This window comes from Lysobacter yangpyeongensis (assembly GCF_042655745.1).
GTDB classification, from domain to species: Bacteria; Pseudomonadota; Gammaproteobacteria; order Xanthomonadales; family Xanthomonadaceae; genus Agrilutibacter; species Agrilutibacter yangpyeongensis.
This window is the reverse complement of record NZ_JBHSNM010000002.1, coordinates 723,444-734,861: the sequence shown is the minus strand read 5'-3', so window position 1 is coordinate 734,861 and position 11,418 is coordinate 723,444. Positions and strand designations below refer to the sequence as shown.

Annotated in this window: 10 protein-coding genes; 5 read left to right on the top strand and 5 right to left on the bottom strand. The window is 68.2% G+C overall.

The genetic code is table 11. The features are described from left to right. Positions 1-57: 57 nt before the first annotated feature. The 3 genes from ACFPN1_RS10125 to pip all read right to left on the bottom strand — a co-directional run bounded on the left by ACFPN1_RS10125 (position 58) and on the right by pip (position 2,337). A complete protein-coding gene (locus ACFPN1_RS10125; protein WP_386754788.1) occupies positions 58-510 on the bottom strand; it encodes an SRPBCC family protein in 453 nt (150 codons plus the stop codon). 86 nt (positions 511-596) lie between these two features. Continuing rightward, complete coding sequence (locus tag ACFPN1_RS10120; protein ID WP_386754787.1) at positions 597-1,376, bottom strand: TSUP family transporter; 780 nt, start codon at positions 1,374-1,376, stop codon at positions 597-599. 4 nt (positions 1,377-1,380) lie between these two features. Next, positions 1,381-2,337, bottom strand: a complete 957-nt coding sequence (gene pip, locus ACFPN1_RS10115; RefSeq protein ID WP_386754786.1) for a prolyl aminopeptidase — start codon at positions 2,335-2,337, stop codon at positions 1,381-1,383. 413 nt (positions 2,338-2,750) lie between these two features. Here pip and ACFPN1_RS10110 point away from each other — a divergent pair, with 413 nt between their 5' ends. Further along, entirely contained in the window at positions 2,751-3,860 is a 1,110-nt protein-coding gene (locus tag ACFPN1_RS10110) for an alpha/beta hydrolase (protein ID WP_386754785.1), read from the top strand. Between the two features lie 45 nt (positions 3,861-3,905). On the opposite strand, the gene ACFPN1_RS10105 is transcribed toward ACFPN1_RS10110, so the two are convergent. After that, positions 3,906-4,838, bottom strand: a complete 933-nt coding sequence (locus ACFPN1_RS10105) for an AraC family transcriptional regulator (RefSeq protein WP_386754784.1) — start codon at positions 4,836-4,838, stop codon at positions 3,906-3,908. A gap of 171 nt (positions 4,839-5,009) precedes the next feature. On the opposite strand from ACFPN1_RS10105, the gene ACFPN1_RS10100 reads away from it, so the two are divergent. From ACFPN1_RS10100 to ACFPN1_RS10085, 4 genes are all read left to right on the top strand, one after another. After that, complete coding sequence (locus tag ACFPN1_RS10100) at positions 5,010-6,011, top strand: aldo/keto reductase (RefSeq protein WP_386754782.1); 1,002 nt, start codon at positions 5,010-5,012, stop codon at positions 6,009-6,011. Between the two features lie 269 nt (positions 6,012-6,280). Beyond that, positions 6,281-6,703 carry a BlaI/MecI/CopY family transcriptional regulator gene (locus ACFPN1_RS10095; protein WP_386754781.1) on the top strand — a complete coding sequence of 141 codons (423 nt, stop codon included), beginning with the start codon at positions 6,281-6,283 and terminating at the stop codon, positions 6,701-6,703. Then, positions 6,700-8,265, top strand: coding sequence for a M56 family metallopeptidase (locus tag ACFPN1_RS10090; RefSeq protein WP_386754780.1), 1,566 nt, complete (start codon positions 6,700-6,702; stop codon positions 8,263-8,265). The genes ACFPN1_RS10095 and ACFPN1_RS10090 overlap by 4 nt, the downstream gene beginning before the upstream one ends. Positions 8,266-8,333: 68 nt before the next feature. After that, the gene (locus ACFPN1_RS10085; RefSeq protein WP_386754778.1) at positions 8,334-10,565 is read left to right on the top strand and encodes a DUF5916 domain-containing protein; all 2,232 of its coding nucleotides are present in this window, start codon (positions 8,334-8,336) and stop codon (positions 10,563-10,565) included. Positions 10,566-10,613: 48 nt separating this feature from the next. Here ACFPN1_RS10085 and ACFPN1_RS10080 read toward each other — a convergent pair whose 3' ends face one another. Beyond that, on the bottom strand, positions 10,614-11,417 hold the full coding sequence (locus ACFPN1_RS10080) for an MBL fold metallo-hydrolase (protein ID WP_386754777.1): 804 nt from the start codon (positions 11,415-11,417) through the stop codon (positions 10,614-10,616). Between the last annotated feature and the right edge of the window lies 1 nt (position 11,418).

Here is an 11,418-nt window from a genome sequence, read left to right as displayed (position 1 = left end):
GGCCTGGCAGCCGCGCAGCTCACATCGGCGGGCACCTGTGGCGCGTGAGGTTAACCGCTAGCACGTTGGGTCGCGGCAGGGTTCGGCCGGACGACCCTCGCAGGCGCACATCAGGGCGTGGGCTTCTCGGGCCATAGCCTTGCGGGCAACGGTGCGCAGCCATGGCCCCAGCATTGCGCCCAGCAAGCCCGTAAACGAAAGCGAGAGTTCCACATCGCATCCACCCGTCACCGGGGCAATGCGGTGGTCGCCTGTGACCCGGATGCCCGGGTGATGCGACTCCCAGGTGAAACCCTGCTCCGGATCCCAGCGGGTAACGGTCCACAACGCGGGACGCAGGCCAGGCTGTTCGATATATGCCTTCGACCCAAGGCCGGGTGATGCGGCATCCAGTATCTCCAACCGCGAAATGGTTGGGCACCAGCGGGGCCAGTCGGCCAGTGCACTCAGCACTGCCCATGCCTGTTGTGGGGGCACCGCGATCCGCTGGCGAATGCTTGCATGGGTCATGGGAGGTCGTGCGAGGCGAATTGAATCGGGTCCGGGTCATCCGGGGGTGAATCATGGCGACAGCGCGATTCGCGCGGCGGTGGGCATCATGAAGCGAAGAGCGAAGAGAGCCAATCACCAACTCCCATCAGCAGCTTCGCAGTGAGCAGCAGTGACATCGTCACCAGCATCGGGCGGATCAGCCGGGTGCCGGCGCGCAGCGTGAGATGGGCCCCCAGCCTGCCACCGGCGCTGCTCGAGATGGCCATCAGCAGCCCTAAGGGCCACAACACTTTGCCGCCGATCCCCAGGACCAGCAGTGCTCCAAGGTTGCTCGAAAGGTTCAGGACCTTGGCGTGCGCCGTCGCCTTGACCAGCCCCATGCCGAACCATGCCACCAGCGCCGCGGCCAGAAACGACCCGGTTCCGGGGCCGAAAAATCCATCGTAGAAACCGATGGCGGTGGCCGTCGCGAGCAGCGCGCGCGCGTTGAAGCGAGCGTGCCGGTCTTCGTCTGAAACTCGCGGTGCGAAGGCGAAGTAGCCCGCCATCATCACCAGCAGGACCGGAACCAGACCCGTCAGGAACGCAGGGTCAACGAACTGCACGGCCGCGCCTCCGAGCACCGCCCCGACCGATGCGCCAATCGCCGGGCGGACGATGCTGCGCAGATCGATGCGGCCGCTGCGGGCGAAGGTGTGGACGGCGCTTGCCGCGCAGAACGCGCTCTGGACCTTGCTCGTCGCGATCGCGGACACCGGGGGCACGCCCGCCGCCATCAACGCCGGAATCGTCAGCAGGCCACCCCCTCCGGCGATCGTGTCCACGACCCCCGCCACGAAGGCTGCGCCCGTCAGCAGGGCGACGGTGCCGACGCCAAGATCCATGTCGTCAGGATTCGCTGGCCAGTGCAACCAAGCGATCCGCGCAACGGGCTGTCGCATCGAGGACGGCCTGCAGGATGGCGTCATCGAAGGCGCTGTGTCCGGCCAATACGACCCGCAGATCGAGCTCCGGCCATGCCCGCTTCAGTGCATGCGCTGCCTGCATTGGGCACGCGATGTCGTATCGACCTTGGACGAGCGTGGCGGGGATGTGCCGGATGCCGTCGATCCCATCAAGCAGCGGCGTGTCCAGGAAGCAGCCATGCCTGAAGTAGTGCGCCTCGATCCTGGCGTTGGCGATGCCCTCGTCCGTCGCCATCTCGGGCGACGGGCGCGGGTCGTGCACCAGCGTGCTGCTGCCATCGGTCCAATCCAGCCATGCCGCTGCGGCGGCCGCACGGATTTGCCTATCGGGATCATCGAGGCGGCGCCAATACGCCTCGACGAGATGGGCGCGTTCTTCCTGTGCGATGTGCTCCTCGTATGCGGACCAGCGTTCGGGAAAGATCCAGCGTGCGCCGCCGGAGCGTTCGTTGAGCCAGTCGATCTCCCCGTCTGTACCGAGAAACAGCCCGCGCAGAATCAGCTCGATCACGCGCTCCGGATGCCGCTGGGCGTAGGCAAGTGCGAGCAGGGAGCCCCAGGACCCGCCGAACACGACCCAGCGTTCGATGCCAAGCCGGCGCCGGATGGATTCGAGGTCGTCCACCAGATGCGCCGTCGTGTTGTTCGTGACCTCTCCGCCTGGCGTCGACTTGCCGGCCCCGCGCTGATCGAACAGCACGATGCGGAACAACGCCGGATCGAAGAAACGCCGCTGCGGCGTGGAGATGCCACCACCCGGGCCGCCGTGCAGCAGGACCACGGGGAGTCCGTCCGGGTTGCCGCACTCCTCGACGTAGAGCGCGTGCAACGCGTCGACGTGCAGATGGAAGGCGAGCCGCGGTTGGAGGGGGGGATACATGTGTGCAGAACGTTTGAACTGTGGGGCCGGGCACAGCGTAACTCTTTGGTGCCGGGGGGAAGTCGCCATTGACTACAACAGTGGCGCATACCAATTGCTCGTCCCGGGAAGAAGGGCGGCGTTGGTGCAGTTGTTTTTCGTGTCTGGTTCGAATGCGGACTTGGCAAATGCGTGCATGAACGCCTGCGGAGTGCTGAAGCAGCGCGGGGAGGCGGAATGGGTGCGGGCATCGCGCTACGACCCAGTAGCAGTTGTTCAGTTGCATGAAGAGATTTGGACTTGCCATTTCCAACTGAACGGACTTCACGATCGGCCGGATTTGATGTGAAATGGCCTCCTCGAGTAAGGAAGCGAGCCTGCCAGCGCGACATCGGCAGAGCTCGTGGAGGTATTCCATCGTTTAGGAGCGACCCATGAAGCACTTGATCGCCGCCGTACTATTGGCCGCTATTCCGTTTTCCTCCCAGGGGACGGAAGGGCCCAAGCCGCGCAACCGGGCCGAGGCCACCGCGGTCATCCGCGAGCTGCGCCGCATCGTGACGCCGCACGGCATCGAGCGGGCGGAGACCGTGCGAATCGGCGGCATCGACCAGTTCGTCACCATCCGCGGAAGCGACCGGCGCAACCCCGTGCTCCTGGTCCTCCACGGCGGTCCCGGTTTCGCCGAGTTGCCGCTGGCGTGGCGAAACACGCTGGCGCTGGAGGAATACTTCGTCGTGGTCCACTGGGACCAGCGCGGCTCGGGAAAGACCCACCTGATCAACGATCCCGACGCGGTCGCGCCCACGATGAACAGCGAGCGCTTCATCGATGACATTGAGGAGATAGTCGCGTTCCTGCGTCGCGACCTGGGCAAGCAGAAGATCTTCCTGCTGGGCCATTCGTGGGGCAGCTACATCGGCCTGGAGTTCGCCCGCCGTCGCCCGGAATGGCTGCACGCCTACATCGGCACCGGCCAGGCCACCGACATCCGCGCGAGCGAACGTCGCGGCTACGCCTATGCGCTCGATGCCGCGAGGAAAGCCGGAAATGCCCAGGCCGTGGCGGAACTGGAATCCATCGCGCCCTACGCCGAACCCGGCAAGCCGATCGCGCTGAAGGACATCGCGCTCGAACGCAAGTGGTCGGACTTCTTCGGTGGCGTGATGGCCGGACGGACCGGTCAGGTCGACGGCCAGGCCGCACGGCTCTCACCCGACTACACCGACGAGGAAGCGCCGCACATCTACGACGGCAACGGGTTCTCGCAGAAATACCTCTTCGAACCGCTGATCAACCTCGACCTCAGCGCCTCCACCAGCTTCGCCTGCCCGGTCTTCCTGTTCGAGGGCCGCCACGACCGCACGGTGAACTCCGAGGTCGCATACGAGTGGTTCCAGAAAGTGAAGGCGCCGCAAAAAGGTTTCGTCTGGTTCGAGAATTCCGCCCACGAGGTGATGACCGAAGAGCCGGGCCGTTTCCTGGTGACGATGGTCGAGCAGCTACGCCCCATCGCGGAGAAGGCCGGCGACGTCGCGCCTTGAGCCAGTCGCATCGAGAATCGCCCGGTCGGCGACGCATGCTTCCTTTCAGGCACCGCTGAGCCGCACCGCGGCGATTTCACGCCGCGGCGGCGCGCCGAACAGCCGCCGGTATTCGCGGCTGAACTGCGATGGGCTCTCGTAGCCGACGCGATGGCCTGCCGCGGCGGCTTCCAGTCCGTCGCTCAGCATCAGCCGGCGCGCTTCCTGCAGCCGCAGCTGCTTCTGGAATTGCAGCGGCGACATCGACGTCACGGCCTTGAAGCGCTGGTGCAGCGAGGAGGGGCTCATGTGCGCGGCAGCGGCGAGATCCTCGATGCGCAGCGCGTCGGCGTAGTGCGTCTTCAGCCGCTCGATCGCGCGGGCGATGCGTTGCGCGGGACCGTCGACTTCGCACAGCTGGCGCAGGCGTTCGCCCAGTTCGCCGGTGAGCACGCGGTAGTGGATCTCGCGCAGTGCCAGCGGCGCGAGCACCGCGGCTTCCTCCGGCGTGTCGAGCAGGCGTGTCAGGCGCAGCACGGCGTCGAGCAGCGGTGCGCCGGTGCGGGCGAGGTACAGGGCGCGCGTGGTCGATTCGCGCGCGGGCGCGGCGGGGCCCAGTTGCGCCAGCAGTTCGCTGACCAGCGCGGGATCGATGTCGACGCGCACGCACAGATACGGCTGCGCGGGCGTCGCCTCGAGGATCTGCCCGGTGATCGGCAGGGTCATCGACACCACCAGGTAATGCAGCGGGTCGTAGACGAAGACCTCCTCGCCCAGCTGCGCCTGCTTGCGGCCCTGCACGACCACGCACAGGCAGGGGTGGTAGACGCTCGGGAGCGGCTGCGAGGGCGCGCTGGCGCGGATCAGCGCCAGGCCGGGCACGACGGTCGCGGTGAGGCCGTCCTTGCGGGTGTTTCGTGCAACCCGGTCGGCGAGTTCGGCCTGCTGCGCCGACAGTTCCGGGCGCGCGGCGATCACGTTGGAAGCCTTGTCGTGCATGGCAATGCCTCGCGGAAAGCGTGCCGCGATTATGCGCGCGCGCTTCCGCCGCGGCAGTGCGTGGAACAGCGGTCTGGAGGATCGGGCAAGAATCCGCGAGCAATCGGCTAACGGCACGACGGCACGGGGCGTACGGTGAGCGCACTCCCCCAACGCATCGGAGCGACCCGCATGACCACCGCGAATTTCCCCCGCCGCAGCCTTGGCCGTCAGGGCCTCACCGTCTCCGCGATCGGCCTGGGCTGCATGGGCATGTCCGATTTCTACGGGCCCAGCGAGGAGACGACCAACCTTGCCGTGCTCAACCACGCCCTCGACATCGGCGTGAACTTCCTCGACACCGCCGACATGTACGGCGTCGGCGCCAACGAGCGCCTGCTCGCCAAGGTGCTGGAGACGCGCCGCGACGAAGTGGTGCTGGCCACGAAATTCGGCAACGTGCGCGCGCCCAACGGCGACTTCCTCGGCGTCAGCGGCACGCCCGAGTACGTCGCCGCCGCCTGCGATGCGAGCCTGCAGCGCCTCGGCGTCGACCACATCGACCTGTACTACCAGCACCGCGTCGATCCCAAGGTGCCGATCGAGGACACCATCGGTGCGATGCAGCGCCTGGTCGAAGCGGGCAAGGTGCGGTTCCTCGGCATGTCGGAAGCCTCCGCTGCGACGCTGCGGCGTGCCGCGGCGGTGCATCCGATCGCCGCGCTGCAGAGCGAGTACTCGCTGTGGACGCGCGATGTCGAAGCCGAGATCCTGCCGGCGTGCCGCGAACTGGGCATCGGCTTCGTGCCGTACAGCCCGCTCGGCCGCGGCTTCCTCACCGGCGCGATCCACAATGCCAGCGAGCTCGCCGCGAACGACTGGCGTCGCACCAATCCGCGCTTCCAGGACGGCAACGCCGAGCAGAACCACGCGCTGGTCGAAGCGGTGACCGAACTCGCGCAGGCGCGCGGCTGCACGCCGGCGCAGCTCGCCCTGGCCTGGCTGCTCGCGCAGGCGCCGGACATCGTGCCGATTCCCGGCACGCGCCGTGTTTCGCGGCTGGACGAGAACGCGGGCGCAGCGAGCATCGTGTTGAGCGACGCGGAACTGCAGCGCATTGCATCGGTGCTCGACGCGCACCAGGTCGCCGGCCTGCGTTATCCGGAAGCGAACATGGCGGCGGTGAACCTCTGACCTTCGCTGTCGGGTCGACATCGCGGGCGATCGCGATGTCGGGGCGGGGTGCGGCGCGCGCGGCGCGCCGCGCCCTTTTTTGTGTGCGCGATTTTGCGCGTGTGATGCGGTCTTCCGGCTGCCGGGCGCCGGCCTTGTCGGAAGCAGGTGGTGCGGCCGCGGACCGCCGTCCGTGGAGCGGGACCGACTACTACTATTTCCATAGTTGACAGCCCGGCGAGGGGCCGATTAAGGTGCGCGCCATCAACTAGTTAACTAGTAGGTACGCCATGGCCCGACCACCCTCGCCCACGCTGACCGAATCCGAGCGCGCCATCCTCGAAGTCCTCTGGGACAAGGGCGAAGCCTCGGTACGCGAAGTCACCGACGAGCTCTCGCGGAGGAAGGCCGTCGCCTACACGACCGTGCTGACGATGTTCGCCACGCTCGGCAAGAAGGGTTTCGTGACCCATCGCGCGGAAGGCCGCGCCTTCATCTACCGCGCCGCGATCACCCGCGAGCTGGCCCGCAAGCAGGCGCTCGATCACCTGTTGCAGCAGTTCTTCGACGGATCGCCCAACGTGCTGGCGCAGCACCTGCTCAGCGAGCACGACATCGAGCAGACCGAACTGAAGGCGCTGCAGCGCAAGGTCAGCGCCGCGAAATCCGGTGCTGCCAGGGCCGACGCCACCAAGCCGAAGGGGAAGCCATGATCGCGAACCTGATCGATGCGGCGATCGCCATCGCCGGCCAGCACCTGTGGCAGAGCGCGGTGCTGTTCGCAGTCGCGCTGCTACTGATGCGGCTGCGTCCGCTCGGCGCCGAGCTGCGTTCGTGGCTGCTGCTGTCGGTCTTCGCGCTGGCGGTACTGGCGCCGATGACCGCGCTTCTGCCGGCCGTCCTGCCGGGCACGTCCGTGCCGCCGAAGACCCACGCCGAGCAGGTCGGGCACAACTACGAGATGACGCCGACGGCGGCGGAAGGTGCGTCGCTCAGCGAACAGTCGTTCGAGGCCGGGCTGTGCCCCGACACGCTGTACATGGAAATTCCCAAGTCATGGTCGTCGGTCTTCGCGCTGGCGTGGCTGCTCGGCGCGTTGTGGCAGGTCATGCGGCTCCTGGAAGGCGCGTTCCAGGCGCGCCGGCTGCAACGTTCCGCGCGGCCGGCGCCGGCGCTCATGGCGGCGATGGCGCACGTCCTGCCTCCGCGCACCCGCATCGCCACCACGGCCGTCGATGGCCCGATGGTGGTGGGCCTGCTGCGTCCGTGCATCCTGATCCCGCGCGCGCTGGTCGATACGCTCGAACCGCAGGCGCTGCACGACATCCTTCAGCACGAGATCGCGCATATCCGGCGCGGCGACCTGTGGCTGGCCTGCGTGCTGCGCCTGGCACTGGCGGTGTTCTGGTGGAATCCGTTCCTGCGCCTGATCGATGCGCGGCTCGCGTTGGCCCGCGAGATGGCCTGCGATGCGCGCGCCGCGCACGGCTGCGGCGCGGGTACCGAGTACGCCGGCTCGCTGCTGGCCAGCGTCGAGAAGCTGCTGGCGATCGGCGAGCGACCGCCATCGCTCGCGGTGGGCATGTTCGAGCACCGCAGTCATCTCGCCCAGCGCATCGATGGGCTGATCGAGGACGGTGTCACCGGCGTTGCGCCGGTGCGGCGCCAGGTCGTGATCGCGTCGAGCGTCGCGCTGCTGGTCGCGTTTGCCGGCGTGGCCGCCGCGACCACGCCGCGGCTGACGCTGGCCTCCGCGCCTGCGGCCGAACCCGCGCCGCAGGTGCTGGCGCTGCTCGCGGCCGCACGCAGCGGCGACATCGATACGGCGCGCCGGCTGGTCCGCAACGGGGTCGACGTCAACGCACGCGTGCTCGATGAAGGCACGGCGCTGATCCAGGCGATCCGCGCGCACCGTCCGGCGATGGTCGACGCCTTGCTCGCGCTCGGCGCCGATCCCGATCGCGCCGCGCTGGGCGAGGGCAACCCGCTGATCGTCGCGGCCGCGCGCGGCGACCTGCGCCTCGTGGACCGGCTGGTGCGCGCCGGCGCCGACGTCAATCGCGTGGTGACCTACGACGAGACGCCGCTGATCAACGCCGCCCGCGAGGGCCATCTGCCGACGGTGAAATACCTCGTCGCGCACGGCGCCAACGTCAATCTCGGCGTGGTTGCCGACGGCTGGATGGGACGGTGGCGGTCGCCGCTCAACCAGGCCAGCGATCCCGGCGTGCGTGCGTACCTGGTGAGCCAGGGCGCGGTCCCCGGCCGACCCTAGACCCGCTTTCCTCCTCCGACCCCCAACCGACTCTCCCCGCACAGGGGAGGGAACAGACGAGCATTGCCATGAAGAAATGCGTTGCCCTGCGTTGCACCCGCCTTGCCCTCGCACTCGCCGCCTCGCTCGCCGGCACCGCGCACGCCGCGATCAGCGTCGACGGCCAGCTCGACGAACCCGAATGGGCGCAGGCGCGCGAATACGACGATTTCCGCATCACCGAACCCTACCGGCTGACGACACCCGAAGCCGGCGTGCGCACGAAGGCGCGACTGCTGTCGACGCCGGAAGGCATCGCGGTGGCGTTCGTCCTCGACCAGGCGCCGGGCGTGCAGCGGATCAAGCCGCGGCTTGAACGCGACCAGGTGCGCAATGCCGACCGGGTGAACTTCAACATCGACTTCGACGGCGATGGTCGCACCGCGTACGCCTTCACCGTGTCGCTGTCCGGTTCGATCCAGGACGGCGTGCTGACCAACGAGAACCAGCTCAGCACCGACTGGGACACCGAGTGGAGTTCGGCCGTCAGCGAAAGCGCGACCGGCTGGCAGGTGGAGATGCTGATCCCGTGGTCGGTCGCGCCCATGCGCAACGCCGACAGTGCCACGCGCACCGCGAAGGTGTACTTCGCACGCGTGGTCGGCAGCACCGGCGAGCGCCAGGCGTTTCCGGCGGTGGCGCAGGACCGCGGCGGCCGCTTCGTTTCCGATTTCGACCCGATCGAGATTCCGCAGTATCGCAGCGCGCTGTTCCACTATTGGCCGTACGCGACTGCGCTGCACGACTTCATCGACGATCGCACGCGCTACAAGGCGGGCGTGGACGTGTTCTGGAAGCCGTCGCCGGATTTCCAGCTCAGCGGCACGATCAACCCGGACTTCGGCCAGGTGGAGGCCGACGATCTGGTCATCAACTTCGACGCGGTGGAGACCTTCTTCAGCGACAAGCGCCCGTTCTTCACCGAGAACCAGAGCATCTTCGACCTGCGCACGCCCGATTCGGGACGGCTGATCCACACGCGCCGCATCGGCGAACGCAACGACATCGACGCCGCGCTCAAGCTCAACGGCGCGTTCGGCCGCATGAGCTACGGCCTGCTTGCGGCCACCGAGGACGGCGACGACGGCCGCGACTTCTACGCCGCGCGCCTGCAGCTGCCCGTCAGCGACGCGATGAGCGTCGGCTGGCTCAGCACCGACACCGGGCGCGCGGACATCGATCGTCGCGCGCAGGTGCACGCCGTGGACCTGCGCTGGAAACCGTCGCACTCGCTGATCGTCAGCGCGCAGGCGCTGGGCAGCTTCATCGACCAGCAGGGCACCGCGAGCAACGACATCGGTGCGTGGGTGCGCACGTTCTGGACGCCGACGGACCGCTGGAGTTTCGAGGTCGAGGCGACGCACTTCGGCGAGCGGCTGAACTTCAACGACCTGGGCTACCAGCGCCGGCCCAACGTCAACGAACTGGAAGTCACCGGCGACTACAACCAGCGCATCGCCGACGCGCAGTCCGCGTTGCGCAACATCCGCTGGATCGCCGAACTGCAGGCGCGCAGCAACGACCAGGGTTACCACCTGCCGACCTACCTGCTGCTCACCAACGTCTACAACTTCCGCAGCGGGGACCGGGTGGACCTGTACGTGGCCCCCCGCACCGCCGGCTGGGACGACCGCATCTCGCGCGGCAACGGGCTGTGGCGCACGTCCGGTCGCTACGAGGCGCAGGCGCAGTTCACCAGTGCGCGCTACGGCGACTGGACCTTCAGCGCCAACGCCGGGTTGCTCCCGGTGGGCCTGTCGGCGACGCCATCGCGCACGGTGATGCTCACCGCGGGCTGGTATCCCGGCGACCGCTTCAATGCCGAGTTCGAGTGGGGACCGGAGTGGACCCGCGACTGGCTGGTCTGGCGCGAGGGGCGCACGTTCGGGCGCTACGGGCGGCGTCTCGACTATGCGGGCGTGAACCTGAGCTGGTTTCCCGCCGCACGTCACGAGTTGCGTCTGAAGTCGCAGTGGATCGCGATCCGCGCGCACGACGGCACGCAGTACGAGTTGCAGCCGCAAGGCGACCTGCAGGCGACCGGCGCGGCGCTGCCGGACTTCGACATCAACGAGCTCGGCCTGCAGCTGCGCTACCGCTACCTGCTGGGGCCGCAGTCGGACCTGTTCCTGGCGTATTCGCGCGGCGGCTCGAGCGAGCTCGAGCGCGAAGGCGGCATCGGCACGGGCGACATGCTGCAGGAGGCGCTGGAACTGCGCGATTCCGACCAGTTGCTGGCGAAGGTGCGTTACCGCTTCTGATCGGGGCGGCGCGGCGCGAACGACGCACCGCGCCTGTTCCCGCACGGCTTACGCGGCGACGGCCTGCAGGTAGCGCGCGAACGAGGCATCCACCGCGGCCCGGCCGCCGCCGATGATGTTGCGCCCCCAGGTGTAGCCGAACACGTCGTCGAAGTCGTAGCCGTCGAGCAGCGCCTGCATGTGGCGCACGTCGGTGGGCTTCATCGGCATGAAGTTCGGATAGCTGTACATGAAGGTGACGTGGCGGCGGTCCTGCACCACCTGCAGCGCATCGCCCGGCAGCAGCGTCGCGCCGCGCGGGCCGCGCTTCCAGTGCAGCGCGGTGCTGCCGTCGAAGTGACCGCCGACGCGCAGCAGGGTCACGTCCTGCGAGAGCTTCAGTTCGTCGCCGCTCCAGAAGCGGATGTGCCTGGACGGGCGCTGCACCCAGTCGCGGTCGGCCTCGTGCAGCAGGATCGGCACGCCGCCCAGCGCTTCGCTCCATTCCACCATCGAGGTGTAGAAGTGCGGATGCGAGATCGCCATCAGGTCGACGCCGCCGCGCGCGCGCAGCGCGGCCACGGCCTCCTCGGTGACCAGGCTGACGCACTCCCACAGCACGTTGCCCAGGTCGGCGGGCAACAGCAGCGCGCGTTGCGGGATCGCGAAGTCGGTGGGCAGGCCGAGGCCGAGCAGGCCGGCGTCGTCCTCGATGCGCAGGCGGTATTTCTGCGCGAGCGCGGCGTGGGTGGTCCAGGTCTGGCCGTGCCAGCCCACGTACTGGCGCTCGTCCTCGCAGACCACGCAGCGCGCGGGCGGGGCGTCGGCGGCGGCGTACTGGGTGCCGCAGGTTTCGCAGATGTAGCAGGTCATG

What these genes read in the sequence shown, in the direction of transcription:
- ACFPN1_RS10125 (WP_386754788.1), bottom strand. Translation starts at nt 510, where the DNA reads ATGACCCATGCAAGCATTCGCCAGCGGATCGCGGTGCCCCCACAACAG.
- ACFPN1_RS10120 (WP_386754787.1), bottom strand. Translation starts at nt 1,376, where the DNA reads ATGGATCTTGGCGTCGGCACCGTCGCCCTGCTGACGGGCGCAGCCTTC.
- pip (WP_386754786.1), bottom strand. Translation starts at nt 2,337, where the DNA reads ATGTATCCCCCCCTCCAACCGCGGCTCGCCTTCCATCTGCACGTCGAC.
- ACFPN1_RS10110 (WP_386754785.1), top strand. Translation starts at nt 2,751, where the DNA reads ATGAAGCACTTGATCGCCGCCGTACTATTGGCCGCTATTCCGTTTTCC.
- ACFPN1_RS10105 (WP_386754784.1), bottom strand. Translation starts at nt 4,838, where the DNA reads ATGCACGACAAGGCTTCCAACGTGATCGCCGCGCGCCCGGAACTGTCG.
- ACFPN1_RS10100 (WP_386754782.1), top strand. Translation starts at nt 5,010, where the DNA reads ATGACCACCGCGAATTTCCCCCGCCGCAGCCTTGGCCGTCAGGGCCTC.
- ACFPN1_RS10095 (WP_386754781.1), top strand. Translation starts at nt 6,281, where the DNA reads ATGGCCCGACCACCCTCGCCCACGCTGACCGAATCCGAGCGCGCCATC.
- ACFPN1_RS10090 (WP_386754780.1), top strand. Translation starts at nt 6,700, where the DNA reads ATGATCGCGAACCTGATCGATGCGGCGATCGCCATCGCCGGCCAGCAC.
- ACFPN1_RS10085 (WP_386754778.1), top strand. Translation starts at nt 8,334, where the DNA reads ATGAAGAAATGCGTTGCCCTGCGTTGCACCCGCCTTGCCCTCGCACTC.
- ACFPN1_RS10080 (WP_386754777.1), bottom strand. Translation starts at nt 11,417, where the DNA reads ATGACCTGCTACATCTGCGAAACCTGCGGCACCCAGTACGCCGCCGCC.